This is a genomic window from Arthrobacter sp. SPG23 (genome assembly GCF_000876655.1).
In the GTDB taxonomy this organism is placed as follows: Bacteria; Actinomycetota; Actinomycetes; order Actinomycetales; family Micrococcaceae; genus Arthrobacter.
The window spans coordinates 142,332-159,790 of sequence record NZ_JYCN01000026.1; the positions used below are offsets into that span (position 1 = coordinate 142,332).

At 66.7% G+C, this 17,459-nt stretch carries 17 protein-coding genes; 10 read left to right on the top strand and 7 right to left on the bottom strand.

Features of this window, described 5'->3' with window-relative positions; translation table 11 throughout:
- Nucleotides 1-26: 26 nt before the first annotated feature.
- Nucleotides 27-1,274: an NYN domain-containing protein gene (locus TV39_RS17920; RefSeq protein ID WP_043484222.1), complete on the top strand. Its 1,248-nt coding sequence runs from the start codon at nucleotides 27-29 to the stop codon at nucleotides 1,272-1,274.
- Between the two features lie 98 nt (nucleotides 1,275-1,372).
- Here the strand turns inward: TV39_RS17920 and TV39_RS17925 are convergent, their stop codons facing one another.
- Nucleotides 1,373-1,636 (bottom strand): GlsB/YeaQ/YmgE family stress response membrane protein, encoded by a 264-nt coding sequence (locus tag TV39_RS17925; RefSeq protein WP_043484223.1) that lies wholly within the window; start codon nucleotides 1,634-1,636, stop codon nucleotides 1,373-1,375.
- 292 nt (nucleotides 1,637-1,928) lie between these two features.
- On the opposite strand from TV39_RS17925, the gene TV39_RS17930 reads away from it, so the two are divergent.
- Both TV39_RS17930 and TV39_RS17935 read left to right on the top strand, forming a co-directional pair.
- Nucleotides 1,929-3,365, top strand: a complete 1,437-nt coding sequence (locus TV39_RS17930; RefSeq protein ID WP_144406461.1) for a hypothetical protein — start codon at nucleotides 1,929-1,931, stop codon at nucleotides 3,363-3,365.
- Nucleotides 3,352-4,815 carry a hypothetical protein gene (locus TV39_RS17935; RefSeq protein WP_144406462.1) on the top strand — a complete coding sequence of 488 codons (1,464 nt, stop codon included), beginning with the start codon at nucleotides 3,352-3,354 and terminating at the stop codon, nucleotides 4,813-4,815. The genes TV39_RS17930 and TV39_RS17935 overlap by 14 nt, the downstream gene beginning before the upstream one ends.
- Here TV39_RS17935 and TV39_RS17940 read toward each other — a convergent pair.
- Nucleotides 4,775-5,599 carry an oxygenase MpaB family protein gene (locus TV39_RS17940; protein ID WP_043484225.1) on the bottom strand — a complete coding sequence of 275 codons (825 nt, stop codon included), beginning with the start codon at nucleotides 5,597-5,599 and terminating at the stop codon, nucleotides 4,775-4,777. The genes TV39_RS17935 and TV39_RS17940 overlap by 41 nt on opposite strands.
- A gap of 65 nt (nucleotides 5,600-5,664) precedes the next feature.
- On the opposite strand from TV39_RS17940, the gene TV39_RS17945 reads away from it, so the two are divergent.
- Complete coding sequence (locus TV39_RS17945) at nucleotides 5,665-6,141, top strand: NUDIX domain-containing protein (protein ID WP_043484227.1); 477 nt, start codon at nucleotides 5,665-5,667, stop codon at nucleotides 6,139-6,141.
- A gap of 58 nt (nucleotides 6,142-6,199) precedes the next feature.
- On the opposite strand, the gene TV39_RS17950 is transcribed toward TV39_RS17945, so the two are convergent.
- Both TV39_RS17950 and TV39_RS17955 read right to left on the bottom strand, forming a co-directional pair.
- A complete protein-coding gene (locus tag TV39_RS17950; protein WP_043484229.1) occupies nucleotides 6,200-6,559 on the bottom strand; it encodes a TfoX/Sxy family protein in 360 nt (119 codons plus the stop codon).
- Nucleotides 6,560-6,674: 115 nt separating this feature from the next.
- Nucleotides 6,675-7,721, bottom strand: coding sequence for a metallophosphoesterase (locus TV39_RS17955; protein ID WP_043484232.1), 1,047 nt, complete (start codon nucleotides 7,719-7,721; stop codon nucleotides 6,675-6,677).
- Between the two features lie 179 nt (nucleotides 7,722-7,900).
- Between TV39_RS17955 and TV39_RS17960 the strand changes: the two genes are divergently transcribed.
- The 4 genes from TV39_RS17960 (at nucleotide 7,901) to TV39_RS17975 (ending at nucleotide 13,455) form a co-directional block, all read left to right on the top strand.
- A complete protein-coding gene (locus TV39_RS17960) occupies nucleotides 7,901-9,775 on the top strand; it encodes a Na+/H+ antiporter (protein WP_043484234.1) in 1,875 nt (624 codons plus the stop codon).
- Nucleotides 9,776-9,898: 123 nt separating this feature from the next.
- Nucleotides 9,899-11,551 (top strand): alkaline phosphatase D family protein, encoded by a 1,653-nt coding sequence (locus TV39_RS17965; RefSeq protein WP_043484236.1) that lies wholly within the window; start codon nucleotides 9,899-9,901, stop codon nucleotides 11,549-11,551.
- Complete coding sequence (locus TV39_RS17970) at nucleotides 11,548-12,873, top strand: alkaline phosphatase family protein (RefSeq protein ID WP_235347440.1); 1,326 nt, start codon at nucleotides 11,548-11,550, stop codon at nucleotides 12,871-12,873. Before TV39_RS17965 ends, TV39_RS17970 begins: the two co-directional genes overlap by 4 nt.
- Nucleotides 12,874-12,882: 9 nt before the next feature.
- Nucleotides 12,883-13,455: an MOSC domain-containing protein gene (locus TV39_RS17975; protein WP_043484239.1), complete on the top strand. Its 573-nt coding sequence runs from the start codon at nucleotides 12,883-12,885 to the stop codon at nucleotides 13,453-13,455.
- Nucleotides 13,456-13,526: 71 nt separating this feature from the next.
- Here the strand turns inward: TV39_RS17975 and TV39_RS17980 are convergent, their stop codons facing one another.
- The 3 genes from TV39_RS17980 to TV39_RS17990 all read right to left on the bottom strand — a co-directional run bounded on the left by TV39_RS17980 (nucleotide 13,527) and on the right by TV39_RS17990 (nucleotide 16,665).
- Complete coding sequence (locus TV39_RS17980) at nucleotides 13,527-14,339, bottom strand: putative hydro-lyase (RefSeq protein ID WP_043484241.1); 813 nt, start codon at nucleotides 14,337-14,339, stop codon at nucleotides 13,527-13,529.
- Nucleotides 14,336-15,697 carry an MFS transporter gene (locus TV39_RS17985; protein ID WP_043484243.1) on the bottom strand — a complete coding sequence of 454 codons (1,362 nt, stop codon included), beginning with the start codon at nucleotides 15,695-15,697 and terminating at the stop codon, nucleotides 14,336-14,338. Before TV39_RS17985 ends, TV39_RS17980 begins: the two co-directional genes overlap by 4 nt.
- A gap of 371 nt (nucleotides 15,698-16,068) precedes the next feature.
- Nucleotides 16,069-16,665 (bottom strand): adenylate kinase, encoded by a 597-nt coding sequence (locus TV39_RS17990; RefSeq protein ID WP_043484244.1) that lies wholly within the window; start codon nucleotides 16,663-16,665, stop codon nucleotides 16,069-16,071.
- A 193-nt stretch (nucleotides 16,666-16,858) separates the two neighbouring features.
- Between TV39_RS17990 and TV39_RS17995 the strand changes: the two genes are divergently transcribed.
- Together TV39_RS17995 and TV39_RS18000 are read left to right on the top strand one after the other, a co-directional pair.
- The gene (locus TV39_RS17995; protein ID WP_043484246.1) at nucleotides 16,859-17,032 is read left to right on the top strand and encodes a CsbD family protein; all 174 of its coding nucleotides are present in this window, start codon (nucleotides 16,859-16,861) and stop codon (nucleotides 17,030-17,032) included.
- A gap of 124 nt (nucleotides 17,033-17,156) precedes the next feature.
- Nucleotides 17,157-17,405: a hypothetical protein gene (locus TV39_RS18000; RefSeq protein WP_043484248.1), complete on the top strand. Its 249-nt coding sequence runs from the start codon at nucleotides 17,157-17,159 to the stop codon at nucleotides 17,403-17,405.
- Nucleotides 17,406-17,459 lie beyond the last annotated feature (54 nt).

The window sequence follows — 17,459 nt, forward strand, 5'->3', positions numbered from 1 at the left end:
CCCCGGCGTGCTGGCACACTGGGCAGATGAAAGAGTCGCACTCCCCCGCCCGACGACCCGGAATCCGGGCGGCCATGTTTGTCGACTTCGACAACGTGTACACCGGCTTGCTGGCCCTCGATCCCCTGGCCGCGAAGCGGTTCGCCGAGGATCCAAAACACTGGGCGGATGCCTTGTCCGCCGGCGGCTCAGCCGAAAGCTCCCGCCGCTTCCTGATCCGAAACTGCTACCTGAACCCCGTGGTCTATTCGAAGTACCGGACGTACTGGACCCGCGCGGGCTTCCGTGTGATCGACTGCCCGTCGCTGACCCAGCGCGGGAAATCCAGCACCGACATCAACCTGGTGCTGGATGCGATGGACGCACTGTCCGGCAGCGCAGGCATTGACGAGTTCTTCATCGCCTCGGCGGATGCTGACTTCACGTCCCTCATCCAGCGCTTTCGGGCGGCTGACAAGATGACCACGGTCATCGCCGCCGGCGCCGTGGCCTTTGCCTACCGCGAGATGGCGGACAGCGTGGTGGAGTCCCACGACTTCGTTGCCATCCTCAACGGCACCACCGCCGAGCCCATCCACGCCGTGGCCTCTGTTCAGCCGCCGCAGGCACAGCAGGCTGCCAAGGTGAAACCCAAGGCAAAGTCGAAGACGGCTTCGGCCGCGGTCCGCGAGGTATGCGACTTCGTTCGGGCTGCCCCGGGTCCGGTTGTCGGTGCGATGGTGGCCCACCGGGCCCTCACGGCGGACCCTTCCCTGAAAACAGACTGGGGCGGGTACGGAAAATTCGGGACCTGGGTGGCGCAGATCGGCAACGGCATTGAATACTCGCCCTCACGGGGCGGCTGGGTCTGGGACGCGCAGAGGTTTTCCAGCGATGACCTGCCCGCGGATGCCGACGTCGAGCCCGGCATCGACGAACGGGTCACCAGGGTGACGGACGTTCCCGCGCTCTCCGAGGCGCAGTTCCGGCAGCTTTTCCAGGCATTGGCAGCCCGGCTTCGCGAACAGCCGGTCAACCGCAACGAACTCTCCCGGCTCGTCCGGGACGACTGCGTCACCGCAGGCCAGCCGGTGTCCCGCGGTGCGGTGAACTTTGTGATCCAGGGCCTGGGCTACGTCAATTACCAGCTGACTGAAAACGCGACCTCGGAGGGGCTGGCGGCGGCCTGGACGGAGAACGTGGAGGAGCTCTGCCGAGTGGCGCTGATGGAGTTCGACGACGCCGAGAAGGCGGCCCTGCGCCGCTGGGCCAGCGGCGGTTACCTGGAGGCGTAGTTCCCCTGCGGCAGGCGCCAGTGAGGGGACGACGGCGGGGAGGAGCCGCCGTCGTCTGTCTCGGTCTGCTGCGGTGTGCGGCCTCGCGGACCGCGCGGTCAGGCCCTGCTTCGGCGCGTCACGGCGCCGTAGATGCCCAGCACAATCACCGCGCCCAGAATAGCCAGCAGCCAGGTCCTGAGATCGAAGAATTCAGCGAGGCCGCCGCCGAAGACCAGCGAGCCGATCCATCCGCCGAGGATGGCGCCGACCACACCCAGAACCATCGTGACTACCCAGCCACCGCCCTGCCTGCCGGGAAGTATGGCCTTTGCGATAGCTCCCGCGATCAAGCCGAGCAGGAGAAAACCGAGAATTCCCATGACGAGCTTCCTTCCGAATGAGAGAACCGCTTAGCTGCGGCAGGAGCAGGAAGTCCTGCTGGGCGGGTCATGCCCGTTGCCTGCTGCCCTCCACGGTCCGGGTTTGCCGGCACCTGCCGGTGACTGCATTCTAGGGATCCTCGTACGGCCCGTCACGAGTGGCTGCCACCCGAATTTGCAGCCGCACACGCGCACCGGCAACACGGACTACGCGCGGACCAGCCCTGGGGTCCAAATACCCTATTGGGTATGCCCCGTGAATCATAGCCTTGGCTTCTGGCAAGGGAGGCAGATGGTGTCCGTTCGTGGAACCGAAACCGGCGGTGCGCCCAGGGCGGTCGGTCGCCGGATCGCCTGCGCCGTGGTGACCGTGCTCGCTCTGGCGGGGTGCTCATCCGGAGGCGGGACGCCCGGTGCTACGCCCCCTGCGTCCCCATCAAGCAGCCCGGCAGCAACCGGCTTTCCGGAAGCGGTCTTCACGGACCAGGAGCTCGCGGCAATCATCAACGGAGTCGCGCAGAACCGGAACGTGCAGTTCCCCCCGGCCCAGGACCCCGCACGCCAGCGAAGCGGAGCCTCCAGCGGCACCTTCCCCGAGGTCGGCACCGAGACAACCCCCAGCGAATGTATCGCCTTCGCCCCTCAAAACCCCTTCGTTCGGTGGGCGGACAAGAGCGTCAATTTTGCCGACGGTGTCATGCCAATCGGCGGGCAGTCGGGGCCCACCACCACCATCATGTTCACGCTCCGCAGCGCGGAAAAGGATGCGATAGCCAAGGCCGATTTCGGCTACACCGACGATCTGGCATCCCGCTGCACCCAGTTTGACGTTGCAGCAACGGAGTCCGGCCAGACCTCAACGTACACACTCCGGCTGCTGGCCGCTCCCCTGGTGGGGGAGGCGCCGGTCGGGGAGAGACAATACGGCTTGATGCAGACGAAGCCGATGGCGCAGGGGAATGTCGGAACGGTCGGGATGCGGGTCCTTGCAGGGACACTTTCCATCCACCTGAACCTCTCGGTGGCCGCGCTCGACTCCGAATCCGCCGCCAAACCGGCCCTCGACTCCATGGCCGGCCTGGCGAAGGAGCTCATCGACCAGGCCGTGAAGAAGCCTCCAACAGTGGCCCCGGTACCGCCCAACTCACGTTCGGCTGACGATGTCGTAGCACTCCTCAAGGGCGTCACCGGCCCGGACGGCGGTCCGGTGACCATGCCCGGCGCTTCAGTCCTCGGCCAGGTGCCCGGCTTCAGTGCCGCCCCGTCGCCGCAGGGACCTGCGGGGCCCTGTACCTTCAGCGATGAAGCATATTACGGCTCCCTCGCAGGCTCGGTCTTCGGCCCTGGCCAGATACAGAGTGTAAGCAAGATGGACTACACCGATTTCAGCGTGATCAGTATGCCGACGACGGCGGCGCCGCCCTACCCGTTTGACACCCGCGCCGCCGCACTCCGCGATTGCGCGACGATCCAGGAAATCGCCCTTGGCGGCAGCCCGCGCGAATGGTCTTCGCTCACGCACCTGAACACAACCCTTGCTGCCGACTCAAGCTACGCCGTGGTGTACCAGCTATCCGACGGAACGGGTGAATGGCATGTCCGGGCCGGCGCCCGCAGGGGGAGCCTTTCGGTGGAGGCCAGCAGGGCATCCTCACCGTCCGAAGCGCAGGCCACCGCGGACGGGCTGGCCACCTTCTTCGGCAGGGTGTTCTCCAATGCGGGGCTGTAGGGCCGTCCGCCGCCGCTGGCGCGGCTGGGTGGCGGGCACGGCTGTGGCGCTGGTCCTCGCGGGGTGCTCTCCGGCGCCCGGCGGCCCGACGCCTGGCAGCGAATCGTCGAGCGGCATACCGGCCTCGCCATCTGCATCATCAACCGCATCCGCTCAGCCGGAAGAGGCCTATGGCGACCAGCAGCTCGTGGACATTGCCACCTCGGTGGTGCAGTCACGGAACCTGCAGGGGGTGGTGATCGATACCCGCACACTCCGCAGCACGGCCGAGATGATGCAGGGTCCCACCAGCACCAGCGTCACCACCCCGGAGCAGTGCGCTGCGTTCCGGCTGCCTGGCTCTGGGGAGAGCGATCCGCGGCGGACGGACACTGAAATAGCTTTTGCGGCGGGCACCCTGCCGCTAGGCCCGGAGCAGTCCCCGACGTCCACCATCACGTTTACGGTGAGAAGTGCGCCGCACGAGAAGCTGGTTGCGGCAGACTTCAACGGCGTCGATGAACCCACGCCGGAGTGCACCGGCTTCGAGCGGGCTATCACCGTCCCAGCCCCCGGCGGAGGCGCCCCCTACACTACGACGTATACGGTCCAGCTCGTGGACCCGCCATCTGTGGGCCAGAAAGCATACGGGACCGTGCAGAAGGCGAAGGGCCTGGGCGCAGCGGACATCGGAATGGCCGGGATGCAGGTGCTGGCCGGGACCCTGTCGATCGACATGGCACTCACGCTCTGGCCGGTGAATCCGGAGGTGACGGGACGCGCCATGGACTCCATGGCCGCCTTTGCCCGCGACCTGATCGATGAGGCCGTGAAGAACCCGCCCAGCTCCCCGCAGCCGAATCCGGCCGGCGCCCGTACCCCGGAAGAGCTCACCCAGCTGCTCGCCGGCGTGCAGGGACCGTCGGCCACGAAGTTCTACGTGAGCCCCACCGAAGCCGGGTTGATCACGAGGACATCAGGTTCCTCACCGCTCCCGCCGCTGACCAGCTGCTCGTACGACGATGCCAAGTATTGGGAATCGCTGGCACCCGGCGCCACCATGGCCAAGGGAATTGCCTCCACTGAGGACAAAGGGATCGCGCTCGGCATCACCGCCATCAGCACGGGCACAGCGGTCCAGCCGCCCCACCCTTTCGACACCCGAACGTCCGCAGTCGCTGATTGCACCACAATCCAGGCCAATGTTTTCGGCCAGGGCGCCCTCTCCTGGACGTCAGTGAGACGCCTGGACGTGAAGCTCGACGCCGCATCAAGCTACGCCTTCAGCTACCAGGATGCCAAGGATCCCGGCCGCTGGTATGTCCGCCTCGGCGCACGGAGGGGAACAGACTCAGTGGAGGTTGCCACCATGAACTGGCGGCCGCTCGGGGAGGGCGATATCCAGCCTGCCGTCGACGCCGCGGCCACCATCATCCAGCAGGTTTTCGAGCGGGCCGGAACTCCGCGCTGATACCCCGTTCCGATGCCGCGCCGAGCCGGCCCAGGCAGTAGTCCTTGGGCCAGTGTCGGACCCGCCGCGGCAGCCGCGGATAGACCACCGAGGACCACCGCATGGTGCGGTCGAACCAGCGGCGGTGCCGTTCGCTCCAGGGCAGTCCGAACCCCCGCCGAAGCTGGTCCGGCAGGAGGCCTGCGGTGATGAAGCGCGCCAGCGGCATGACCACGCGCTGCCAAAGCCGGGGATCACGCGGATAGAGCAGGCTGCGCGCCACCCCTGACGTCACGTCGTCGGCCTCCAGCCCCTGCAGACACCCCTCCCAGTAGCTGCCGAACGCCTCGCGGTCCGCGGGCCACAGGTCGGCGGGAAGCTGCAGTGCCGTGCCGAGCCTCGCGTAGTCCCGGTACATGAAGTCTGCGGCTTCGTCGTCCAGCGCACCGTAGATTCTTTCGTAGACCGTGACGGCGGTGTCGTACAGGGTTGCCACCACCCAGAGCTGGGCGTGCGCATCGAAGGCGCTGTAGCCAGCGGAGCCGGCGTCGGGCTTGCGGCGGACGGGGCCGTGGGCGCGGTTCACGCTGCGGCGCACGGCTGCCACCTGGTCCTCGGTCCCGTACACCACGGCATACACGTAGGTGAGGGTGGCGCGAAGCCGTTCGAGCGGGCGATCCGCGAAATTGCTGTGCTCGGCAACCCCGTGACCCACCGCCGGGTTCGCGATCTGCAGCAGGATAGCCCGCCCTGCCCCGGCCAGCAGAACGCCCTCTGCTCCCATGTCGGCAAGTCGACGCACCATGCCCACACACTACCCGAGAGCCCACCCTCGGCGGCGGCGGCGTTAGCCTTGGAACAGGAGGCGCCATGACGGTTCGAAGCGCAGGCATATTGCTGTACCGGTGGAACCCCGCGGCCCGGCTGGAGGTCTGGATAGCCCACATGGGCGGACCTTTCTGGGCCCGCAAGGACGAGCACGCGTGGTCCGTCCCGAAGGGCGAATACCCGGAGGATGAGGACGCCCTGACGGCGGCCCGGCGCGAGTTCGCAGAGGAAATGGGCTCTCCTGCACCGCCAGCCGACTACACTGAACTGGGCTCCTTCCGGCAGCCGTCAGGCAAGGTCATCACCGTGTTCGCAGCCGAGTGGGATTTCCGGCCCGAACAGATCGTGAGCAACACGTTCCCGCTGGAATGGCCCAGGGGGTCCGGCATCATCAAGCACTACCCCGAGATCGACGACGCCCGCTGGTTCAACGAGCCGGAGGCGCGCAGCAAGCTCGTGAAAGGCCAGCTTCCCATCCTTGACGCGCTCGTACAGCGTCTCCTGGACAGCGCTTCCTGAGGGGACGCGGACTCACGGGGCAGCGTGCGATGGCGGGACGTCCCGCCGTCGTCGTTCGTTACTTTTTCGGCTTGGGACTCTTCGGCGCTTTGGGCGGCAGCCCGGCGACATAGGCGAGTGCCCGGGCCAGCCACGGCTCGATCTCTTCGGGCGGGCCCTGGACCGGGAGCCCCACATAGCCGCCCATGGGCCGTTCGGCCGAGATGAACGGCAGGGTTTCCCGGCTCGTCATCACCTCGTCGCGGTCAGCGTCAGCGAGCTTCAGGCCCAGGGTGGAGCCGTAAAGCCCCGCGAACATGTTTCCGTTGACGAAGGCGCCGAGGTTCCCGAACATCGGTTTGATGTCGATGCCCGGCAGCCCTGCCATCAGCGACCTGAACTGCTCTTTGTCAGCCTCAGTGGGCTTTGCCATTTCCATGAGGGCACCTTCCGGTCCGGGGCCTTCATTATCGCCCCGTCAAAGGGCGACACAACGGACGACGACGGCGGGACTTCCCGCCGTCGTCGTCCGCTGTTTTGTTCTTGCCGCCGGGCTACGGCCGGAAAGGGACCTTTTCCCAGGACAGGACGCCGGGCCCGGGCGCGCTGTTTGCCGCCACGGTGAACCTCACGTAATTCGTGGCGTTGGCCGAGCCGTCCACGGTGATGCGCTGCAGGTCATCCGCAGCTTGCTGGCCGTAGATCGTCAGCCAGGGCGAACCTTCGGCAAGGGGCTGGTTTTCGGCGTAGACGTGGCTGTCGCCGTTGATGAGGTAGACCGGGCCGTCGAAGCGGTTCGTTTCCTCGGTAATCGTCCTGACGATCTCGCGGAAGCCCGAGACCGAGTCCGGGTTGGCGGTGGCCGCGTCGAGCAGTGAAGGGTCGAACATGTCCGCCTGCGTCATGAGGACCACAGCCCTGTCGTTGCGCCGGGTCGCGTCACTGAAGGTGTCCCTGACCTGTTCCAGGACGGCTTTCGTCCGGTGGTCCACCTCGGCCTGCTGCTCGGGGGTGACTGCCGTTTCACCGATGCCGGTCCACGGCAGGAGCGAGTTGTTGCTGCCCTGGACGTTCACCACGGAAAATGCCACACGGTTCCTAGTGAAGCGGACATTCTCCGGCAGCCCGAGTGCTTCCTGGCTCGTGACGGGCATCGTCCGGCCGAGGGTTTTTCCCGGAGCGTCGAAGAAGACCTCCCGAAGCTTGTCCAGCCGCTCCAGGGGGTTGTACGCGCCGTTGTTCCCCCGGTGGCAGTCCACCCATTCGTTGTCGCCGGGCGTGTAGACCAGCGGATGTTCGAAGGAGTCGAACTCGGAGCGGATGTACGCGAAGTACTCGTCCGAACAAACGGACGACCCGTTCTTGATGTCGCCCACGTGGGCCACAAAATCCAGGCCGCGGTCGGCGTTGATGTCCTGGATGCGGGAAGGGAACTTTGCGATCTCGGCGTCGCCGTAGGGGATGTCGCCGATGACACCGAAGCTGAATGCCTGCTGGCTGGAAGGGTCATCGCTCGCGTGGGCGGAGGCAGCCGACGGAGCTGCGATCCCGGTCAGGGACAAGAGTGCCACGACGGCGGTGACAGCGGTTTTCACGAGCACAGAGGTTCTCCTTGGTGCGGCTCAACGGGTTTCGGCTCAGGCGCTCACGCGCTGAACGAGGGTGCGTGAACAGAGTGCCCGCCACGGAATAACGCGCAAGGACCGCACGGTGTCGGTGCCGTGAACGGAAAGTGTAGCCACACCGTCCTGCCCCTTTTATCGCCTGAGAGAATGACCCCATGGAGATCGCCCTGGGACTGTTGGTTCTCGTGGCCGTTGTCTGCGCTGGCAGCGCACTGGGCCGGAAGCTCAACGTGTCTGTTCCCCTGCTGCTGGTGCTGGCCGGCGTCGCGGGTTCCTTCCTCCCCTTCGTCCCCGCCATTGAGCTGAACCCGGAACTGGTCCTCGTCGGGCTGCTGCCGCCGTTGTTGTACGCGGCCGCGCTGCGGACCTCGCTCTTCGACTTCGGCTCCAACCGCCGCGCCATCGCGTTGCTTTCGGTGGGCTACGTCATCTTCGGAACGCTTGCCGTCGGTTTCGTGGTGTGGTGGCTGTTCCCGGAAATTCCGCTGGCCGCGGCGATCGCCCTCGGCGCCGTCGTCGCGCCGCCCGACGCCGTGGCCGCGACCGCCATTGCCCGGAAAGTGGGCATGCCCCGCCGGATCGTCACCATCCTTGAGGGCGAGTCCCTGGTCAACGACGCCACCGCTTTGGTCTGCCTCCGCGCCGCCATCGCGGCGATTGCCGGGTCCGTGTCCGCGGCCGGGATTGCCGGCGGTTTCCTGCTCGCGGCCGGCGGCGGGTTGGTGGTGGGCCTGGCAGCCGCCTACGTGCTGACCGAGCTCCGGAAGCGGATCCGGAACGTCGCGATCAACACCTCGACGTCGCTGATGGCCCCGTTCATCGCGTACCTCCCGGCCGAGGCAATCCACGCCTCCGGTGTGCTCGCCGTCGTCGTCACCGGGCTGGTGATGGGGACCAAGGCCCCGTCCATGCCCAACGGCGCCGCCCGGCTGAGCCAGCGCAGCAACTGGAACACGGTGCAGTTCCTGCTGGAAAACTCCGTGTTCCTGCTGATCGGCCTGCAGGTCCGGACCATCATCGAGGGCGTCCAGGACGATTCGCTGGGCGCCGGCCGGATCTGGGCCGGCTGCGCCATGATCCTGCTGGCAGTGCTGCTGCTCCGGCCGGTGTGGGTGTTCCCGGCGACGTACCTGCCCCGGCTGATCCCTGCCGTGCGGCGGAACGACCCCGCACCGCCGTGGCAGTTCGCGGCGATTGTGTCCTGGGCGGGGATGCGCGGGGTGGTGACGCTGGCCGCGGTGCTGGTGCTGCCTGCGGAACTCGAGCACCGTCCGGTGCTGATCCTGGCGGCCATGGTGGTGGTCGGCGGGACCCTGACACTGCAGGGCTTCACCCTGCCGGCGCTGGTCCGGCTGCTCGGCGTGCAGGGACCGGACCAGCGCGAAGACGCCCTGAACCAGGCATCCCTGATGCAGTTGGCCACCGCTGCCGGGGTGCAGCGGCTGCAGGAACTGCGCACCGACAACGACCCGCCGGAAGTCGTGGCCATGCTGAAGCGGCGCACCCAGGAGCGCGGGCTGGCCGCCTGGGAGCGGCTGGGCCGGCCGACGTCGGAGGCCGCGACACCGAGCCAGCGCTACGCCCAGCTGCGGCTTGCCATGCTGGACGCTGAACGGGCGAAGGTGCTGGAGCTGCGGCGCGGCGGCGAGTACGCCCACGAGGTTCTCAGCGAGGTTTTGGAGCGGCTGGACGTTGAGGAGTCCATGCTGGACGTCTCGCTGGATGAGGCGGACGCATCCGGGGAGGGCGGCGGGGAGGGCATCGCGCGTCCGGGCGGTGTGTGCGGCCACCTCGAATCCGCACACTCACCGGAGGTCCCGCGCGACCCCTTCTGCGGGGACTGCCGCCGGGAAGGTACGACGCCGGTCCACCTCAGGATGTGCCTGGCCTGCGGAAACGTGGGGTGCTGCGACTCCTCCCCCGGAACGCACGCGTCCAGGCACTTCGAGGCCACCGGCCACCCGGTGATGCGGAGCATCGAGCCGGGTGAGGACTGGCGCTGGTGCTACAAGGACGACCTGCTGGGGTGACCCGGATTCAATCATTTACGGCCGGATTGCGTCTTTGGCCAACGGGCAAACAGTGGGCAAACAGCTGGGAAACAGGGGCCGGGAAAGCCTAATCCGCTACTCGCGGGTAGGAATACTGGAACCATGAACAACTTTACTCGACGTCAAGTACTGCGTTCTGCTGTGGTGGTGGCTGCGGCAGGAGCCGCGGGCACCGCGTTGACCGGCACCGCTGGCGTCCCTGCCAGCGCGGCCGGCGCGGGAGCCTTCGGTCACGGTGTTGCCTCCGGTGACCCGATGCCTGACAGCGTGCTGCTCTGGACCCGGGTCACGCCGTCGCCCGAGGCGCTACCCGGAAGCGGGTTGGGCCCGGACGTGTCCGTGGGCTGGGAGGTCGCGGCTGATCCCGACTTCAGGAAGGTAGTTGCCCGGGGGACGGCCAATACAGGCGCATCCCGGGACCACACGGTCAAGGTCATCGCGGGCCGGCTTGCGCCCGGCACGAGCTACTGGTACCGATTCACTCTTGGTCAGTCGGTGTCTCCGGTGGGCCGTACACGATCGGCGCCGGCGGCCGGCGCTCCGGTGGACCGGCTGAAGTTCGGCGTCGTGTCCTGCGCCAACTGGCAGGCGGGCTATTTCTCCTCCTACCGCCACCTTGCCAGCCGCGGAGATCTCGACGCCGTGCTCCACCTCGGCGACTACCTCTACGAGTACGGACCGGGCGAATACCAGGCGCGCGACGTGGTGGTCCGCCCCCACGAGCCCGCGCACGAGATGACCCAACTGGCCCACTACCGCCGCCGCCACGGGCAGTACAAGACCGACACCGACCTGCAGGCCCTGCACGCTGCCGCACCCTTTATCGTCACCTGGGATGACCACGAATCGGCCAACGATGCCTGGAAGGGCGGCGCCGAGAACCACACTGAAGGCGCCGAAGGGGCTTGGAGCGAACGGTTTTCCGCCGCGCACCAGGCCTACGCCGAATGGATGCCCGTGCGCTACGAACCGGGCGGACAGATTTACCGGCGGCTCGACTTCGGTTCGCTGGCCAGCCTGTCCATGCTGGACCTGCGTACCTACCGGGACCAGCAGGCCGCCAACGGAACGGACGGTGCGGTCAGCGACCCCGCCCGCACCATCACCGGCGCCGCCCAGATGGACTGGCTGCTGGGCAACCTGAAATCCGCCGGCCCGCAGTGGAAGCTCGTGGGCAACCCCGTCATGATTGCGCCCGTCCGCGTCCCCTCGACGCTGAGCACCGCCGAGCTGGCCGGTGTGCAAAAGCTGATGGGCGGGACGAGCATCAGCGGCGTGCCCTACAACGTGGACCAATGGGACGGTTACGAGGCGGACCGCAACCGCGTGGTCCGCCACCTGCGGGATAACGCCGTGAAGGACACCGTCTTCCTCACCGGCGACATCCACTCCGGCTGGGCCTGCGACATCCCCGCGGATCCGGCCACCTACCCGGCCACCGGCGATTCGGTGGCAGCGGAACTGGTCTGCACGTCCGTCACGAGCGACAACCTCGATGACATCCTCAACGTTCCGCCCCGGACCGGATCCGTCGCCGTCGAGAACGCCATCAAGGCGGCCAACCCGCACGTGAAGTACCTGGACTTCGACTCGCACGGCTACTCCGTCCTGGACGTGACGGCGGCCGGAGTCCGGATGGACTGGTACGTCCTCACCGAGCGCACCGCCGCCGGGTCCGGATCAACGCTGTCCACTTCTTTCAACGTTCAAACCACAACGGGCAAGGTCACGCCCGCCCAGGGAGGTCTCGCATGAGCCGTTCATCAATCAACCGTCCGACGCCGGGCCGCCGGCAGTTCCTGCAGCTCGCCGCTGCCGGCGGTGCCGCCGTCGTTCTTTCCGCCGCACCAGGAACGGCGTGGGCCGCACCGGCGGCGGGACGGACCCGGAGCTACGTGCTCGTGGTGGACGGCTGCCGCCCGGACGAGATCACCCCCACGCTGACGCCGCGGCTGGCTGGCCTGCGTGCGGTCGGCACCAACTTCCCGGCGGCACGGTCCCTCCCGGTCATGGAGACCATTCCCAACCACGTGATGATGATGACGGGAGTGCGCCCGGACGGTTCAGGCGTTCCGGCCAACGCGATCTACGACAGGGCCGAGGGTGTGGTCCGCGACCTCGACCGGTCCACGGACCTGCACTTCCCGACCCTTCTGGACCGCTTGCAGGAGCGCGGGCTCACCACCGGCTCGGTGCTGAGCAAGAAGTACCTCTACGGCATCTTCGGAGCCAGGGCCAGCTACCGGTGGGAACCGCAGCCGCTGCTGCCGGTGACCGGCCATGCTCCCGATGCCGCCACGATGGACGCCCTGCTGGCGATGGTGGGCGGGCCGGACCCGGACTTCGTGTTCACGAACCTCGGCGACATTGACCGCGTGGGGCATTCAGACCTTTCCGGTACCACGCTGCGGGCCGCCCGGGAATCCGCACTGGCGGACACGGACCTGCAGGTGGGCCGCTTCATCGACCACCTCAAAGGCACGGGCAAGTGGGAGTCCAGCGTGGTGATGGTGCTCGCCGACCACTCCATGGACTGGTCCATCCCCACGAACGTGGTTTCAGTCGACCTGATCCTGCAGTCCCGTCCGGAGCTGCAGTCCAACGTCAGGATCGCCCAGAACGGCGGGGCCGACCTGCTCTACTGGACCGGTCCCGACGCAGAGCGTGCGGCCGGTATGGCTGCCGTCGAACAGCTAGTCAGTGCCCATGAGGGCGTGCTGTCCGTCCACAAGCCGGCGGACCTGCGGCTGGGGGCAGAAGCCGGAGACCTCGTGGCCTACTGCCGCGCGGGCTGGCGTTTCTCCGACCCGTATGTGGCTTCCAACCCGATCCCGGGAAACCACGGACACCCCGCCACCGAGCCCATCCCCTTCTTCATATCCGGCGGCAGCCGCTGGTGGCACCCGGGACGGTGTCCTCGGAGCCTGCAAGAACCGTCGATGTTGCACCCACCATCGGCACCATTTACGGGCTCAAAGCCCCGGACGGCGGTTACGACGGAACTTCGCGGTCCGGCTCCCTGCGGCTCTGACCTCCGTGCGGGCCAAACAGTGCGCCGGCCCTCCGAGGAACGATAGTTTTGAGGCATGACGGCAGGCTACAGGTACAACGTTGAGGTCCAGCACCTTCTTGTGTCGCCGGCGCATGCCTACTTTGGCCGCGCACGCGAGGGGGCGGCGGACGTTCCCACCACCGACGCCGACCAAGTGGAGATGGTGGCCGGCAAGGGCATCGTGGGTGACAGGTTCTTCGGCAAGGCCGCCCACATGGATGCCGCTGTCACCCTTTTCGCCGTCGAGGCACTCGAGGCCATGGCCGCCGAGTTGGGGGCCGGACCGTTTGACCCGCTGCTGACGCGGCGCAACGTGGTCCTTCGAGGCGCCCACCTGGCGCCGCTGCTGGGCGGGGAGTTTGCGCTGGAATCGCGCGGGGATGTGGTCCGGCTGAAGGCGGGGCGGCCCGCCAACCCTTGCGCCTGGATGGACCAGATGCTGGCGCCCGGAGCGCACAAGGCCATGCGCGGGCGGGGCGGGGTGCGCTGCCAGGTTATTTCAGGCGGCATCCTGCACCGGGGACCGGCGGTGCTTGCCAGCCCCGTGCCCCTCGACCCCGAAAGTGCAGGGACTCCCACGCTGTTGCGAGCGTCGCGGCTGCCGTAGCAGGCCCCCAACACAACGCAGGCGGACGACGGCGGGAGGTCCCGTCGTCGTCCGCTTGCCGTTTGGTGCCCTTACAGCCTGTGGTGCTCCGGAGCTGCCGGTTCCCGATAGTTGCTTTCGGGAACATCGGTGATGAACATATGCCCGGGGGCGTGGCTGATGGCAAAGGACGGCCTGGACGCCATCACGGCGCTCTGCGGGGTTACCCCGCAGGCCCAGAAGACCGGTACTTCGCCTGGCCGGATGTCCACCGCGTCGCCGAAGTCGGGCCGGTTGATGTCAGCGATGCCGAGGTCTTCAGGCGATCCGACGTGGATAGGGCTGCCGTGGACCTTCGGCACTTCCGACGTCACCCTGATGGCAGTTTCGACCAGCCCGGGCAGCATCGGGCGCATGGAGACCACCATCGGACCGTGGATGCGGCCCGCCGGGGTGCACTCAATGTTCGTGCGGTACATGGGCACGTTGCGGCCGGTTTCGGTGTGCCGCAACGGGATGCCCTCGCCGGCGAGCGCGGCTTCGAAGGTGAAGCTGCAGCCGATGAGGACGCCCACCATGTCATCACGCCAGAGCGACGTCACGTCGGTGACCTCGTCGGCAAGTTCGCCGTCCACCCACACCCGGTAGGCGGGGATGTCACTGCGGATGTCCGACCCCGCGGCGAGGGCGCTCTCGTACCGTCCCGCCGCGAGGATGTCGATGACGGGGCAGGCCTTGGGATTGAGCCGGCAGAACTCAAGGAATTCGTCGGCGTAGCCGGCCGGCACCGCAATCAGGTTCGCCTGGGTGTAGCCGTCGCTCCAACCGGAGGTGGGGGTGACCAGGCCGTTGCGGAACTTCAAGCGTGCCTCGGCGGGTGCCATGAGGGCGTTGGCCTGGTTCATCGGGCGACGGCTTCCGCGGGTTCCACCGGGGACTGCAGGTATTCCTCGTCCTCGGCAACATTGGAGTTACGACCCAGGGCCAGGCCAACCAACGTCAGCAGGCACGCGACGCTGAGGTACATGGCAACCGGGACCCAGCTGTGGAAAGTGCTCAGCAGCAGAGTGAACATGAACGGTGCAATGGCACCGCCGATGATTCCCGCGAAGGTGTAGGCCAGCGAGCTGCCGGTGGAGCGAAGACGCGGCGAGAACTGTTCAACCACGAACGCTGCCTGTGGGCCGTACATAAACGAGTGGCAGAGCAGGCCCAGGACCGTTCCCACGATCAACATGACCGGGGACCGTCCTTCGAGGACGATGAAGAACAAGTACGCCCACACCGCGGCGGCCACTGCTGCGATGCCATAGACCAGCCGGCGGTTGATGCGGTCCGAGATGGCCCCGGCAAGCGGCATGGTGAACAGCTGGAAGGCGGAACCGATGAGCACAGCCACCAGGACCTGGCCGCGGTCGAAGCCGAGCTCCTGGATGCCGTAGGTGAGGGTGAAGACCGTGCACAGAGCGTAGGTGACATCCGGGCCGATCCGGCTGAGCATGGCTGCGATGAGGGGCCGGCGCTGGGTGGTCAGGACTTCCCGGATCGGGGCCTTGGGCTTGTCTCCCCTGGCTTCCATGGCCTTGAAGATGGGGGTGTCCTCAAGCTTGAGCCGGATCCAGAGCCCGAAGGCCACCAGCAGCGCCGAGATAAGGAACGCGATCCTCCAGCCGTAGTCCAGGAAGGCCTGCTCCGAGAGGGTCAGGGTCAGGACGGCGAGCGCGCCGTTGGCCATCAGGTTGCCGGCGGGCGGGCCGATCTGCGCGGCAGAGGCCCAGAATCCGCGGCGGTTGGGGTCACCGAATTCGCTGGAGAGCAGCACTGCCCCGCCCCATTCGCCGCCGACGCCGACGCCCTGGGCGAAGCGGAGGAAGACCAGGATGGCGGGGGCGATGACGCCGATGTTGTCGTACGTGGGCAGCAGGCCGATGAGGAACGTGGCGACGCCGATGAGCATCAGCGTGATGACCAGGATCTTCTTGCGGCCGATCTCGTCCCCGAGCCTGCCGAAGATGATCCCGCCGACGGGCCGGGAAATGTAGCCTACGGCGTAGGTGGAGAAGGCCAGCAGGGTTCCCGTGACCGGATCCGAGGCCGGGAAGAAGATCAGCGGGAAAACGATCGCGGCCGCGGCGGAGTAGACGGCGAAGTCGTAGAACTCCAGCGCGGTTCCTGTCAGGCTGGCGGCGAATGCCTTGTACATGCTCTTGCGCCCTATAACGGGTTTTGGGTCACCGGGAGCCATTACTGATGGAGTGGCCATGTGTATCCTCCGTGAAAAATGCGAATGTCATCCGTGTGCGGGCGGATGGTGCTGGGGCGCCTTCTCTGTCCTGGCTCGCGGAGTAGCAAGCGGGCCATGAGGGCGAATGTGCGACGGCCGCGAGGGGGGCTGCGGATGTCGAGGTAGTGAGCGATCGTTGGATCGTTGAACAATCCGAACTGTTGAACAATCTACGCGACGTAGATCACACCGTCAAGGGTTAATCGCGATTCCGCAGTAGCGGTGAGCTGCCTGCCCCAAGGCGCAACGCAAGCGGTCGACGGCGGGAAGTCCCGCCGTCGACCGCTTGCGTTTGGTGCCGCTTTCCCTACACGACAGGGTGCCCGGCTATGAAAGATTCCCGGTCTGGATCACCGGTCGCTCGCTGCCGAAACCCTGCTGGGGTTAGGGATGGCGTCCATGACCCTGGCGGTGACTTCATCGATGCCGCCGATGCCGTCCACCCGGGTCAGGATGGTGCGCCGGGCGTATGCCGCCACCACAGGTTCGGTCTGCTGGTGGTACAGGTCCAGCCGGTGGCGGATAACGGCCTCGTTGTCGTCGCTGCGGCCGGTGTCCCGGGCGCGGCCCAGGAGGCGCTTGACGAGTTCCTCATCGTCGGCGGTCAACTGCAGGACGACGTCCAGCGTCACCTCTCGCGCAGCCAGGATGCCGTCGAGGTAGCCGACTTGGGCGGCGGTGCGGGGATAGCCGTCCAGCAGGAAGCCGGTTTCGACGTCGTCCTGGCTGAGGCGGCTGCGCACCATCTCGTTGGTGACGCTGTCCGGCACGAAATCGCCGGCGTCCATGTACTTCCTGGCTTCGGTACCAAGCGGCGTACCGCCCTTCACATGGGCACGAAAGATGTCGCCCGTGGAGATCGCAGCAATACCCAGGCCTTCCGAAACGCGCTCCGCCTGCGTTCCTTTGCCCGAGCCGGGCGGGCCGATAATCAACATTCTCGTCATGCGGTTAACCCTTCGCTGTGCGTCGTTGAAAGCGTGCCCCATGCTAAGGCTTCAAAGGTTGCAACCAGGCTGCATCGGCAACTGAGCACCAATCAAATCAGCATGCTTACTATTTGGGGTAGATCGGGTTTACCATGAAGTTGTAGGCCACCGGCGGATCGCCGGCGGCAACCAAACCGGAGGGAGTAACACCATGGGTCTGGGAGACAAGATCGATAACGCTGCCGAGAAGCTCGGCGGCAAGGGCAAGGAAGCTGCCGGAGAAGCCAAGAACGATCCGGGCCTGAAGGCCGAAGGTCAGGCTGATCAAAGCAAAGCGGACCTGAAGCAGGCGGGCGAGAAGGTCAAGGACGCCTTCAAGGAGTAAAACCGTCAGCAAAAGGAAGGGTGCCACTCCAATGCGGGCGGCACCCTTCCTTGTCACCCCAGGCTGCAACGGGTACGGGCAGCAAGCATCCGGAGCAAATGTCCGGCTCTTGACAGGAAGTCCAGTGGATCCGACCACCGTTGCCGGGTACGCACTCATTTACATGGCAGCAATAGCGGGGATAGTTGTCCTACTGCTGCCAATCCTGATCCTTTTTCTCCTGCTATTGCTGGTGACGGGAGCCATTGGAATTGTTCTTCTCGCAGTGAAAACCCTCACGGTCGGACTCATCAGGGGCATCGCCGGGCTCTTCAGGAGTTTGAACGACCGCCATCTGCCCGGCAACCACGGCGGCGGACTGGTGCCGCACTAGCCGCCAGAACACAACGGACGACGGCGGGACTTCCCGCCGTCGTCGGCTTGCGTT

What these genes read in the sequence shown, in the direction of transcription:
- TV39_RS17990 (WP_043484244.1), bottom strand. Translation starts at nt 16,665, where the DNA reads ATGACGAGAATGTTGATTATCGGCCCGCCCGGCTCGGGCAAAGGAACG.
- TV39_RS17930 (WP_144406461.1), top strand. Translation starts at nt 1,929, where the DNA reads ATGGTGTCCGTTCGTGGAACCGAAACCGGCGGTGCGCCCAGGGCGGTC.
- TV39_RS17985 (WP_043484243.1), bottom strand. Translation starts at nt 15,697, where the DNA reads ATGGCCACTCCATCAGTAATGGCTCCCGGTGACCCAAAACCCGTTATA.
- TV39_RS17945 (WP_043484227.1), top strand. Translation starts at nt 5,665, where the DNA reads ATGACGGTTCGAAGCGCAGGCATATTGCTGTACCGGTGGAACCCCGCG.
- TV39_RS17980 (WP_043484241.1), bottom strand. Translation starts at nt 14,339, where the DNA reads ATGAACCAGGCCAACGCCCTCATGGCACCCGCCGAGGCACGCTTGAAG.
- TV39_RS17965 (WP_043484236.1), top strand. Translation starts at nt 9,899, where the DNA reads ATGAACAACTTTACTCGACGTCAAGTACTGCGTTCTGCTGTGGTGGTG.
- TV39_RS17995 (WP_043484246.1), top strand. Translation starts at nt 16,859, where the DNA reads ATGGGTCTGGGAGACAAGATCGATAACGCTGCCGAGAAGCTCGGCGGC.
- TV39_RS17960 (WP_043484234.1), top strand. Translation starts at nt 7,901, where the DNA reads ATGGAGATCGCCCTGGGACTGTTGGTTCTCGTGGCCGTTGTCTGCGCT.
- TV39_RS17940 (WP_043484225.1), bottom strand. Translation starts at nt 5,599, where the DNA reads ATGGTGCGTCGACTTGCCGACATGGGAGCAGAGGGCGTTCTGCTGGCC.
- TV39_RS17935 (WP_144406462.1), top strand. Translation starts at nt 3,352, where the DNA reads ATGCGGGGCTGTAGGGCCGTCCGCCGCCGCTGGCGCGGCTGGGTGGCG.
- TV39_RS17975 (WP_043484239.1), top strand. Translation starts at nt 12,883, where the DNA reads ATGACGGCAGGCTACAGGTACAACGTTGAGGTCCAGCACCTTCTTGTG.
- TV39_RS17920 (WP_043484222.1), top strand. Translation starts at nt 27, where the DNA reads ATGAAAGAGTCGCACTCCCCCGCCCGACGACCCGGAATCCGGGCGGCC.
- TV39_RS17950 (WP_043484229.1), bottom strand. Translation starts at nt 6,559, where the DNA reads ATGGAAATGGCAAAGCCCACTGAGGCTGACAAAGAGCAGTTCAGGTCG.
- TV39_RS17970 (WP_235347440.1), top strand. Translation starts at nt 11,548, where the DNA reads ATGAGCCGTTCATCAATCAACCGTCCGACGCCGGGCCGCCGGCAGTTC.
- TV39_RS17925 (WP_043484223.1), bottom strand. Translation starts at nt 1,636, where the DNA reads ATGGGAATTCTCGGTTTTCTCCTGCTCGGCTTGATCGCGGGAGCTATC.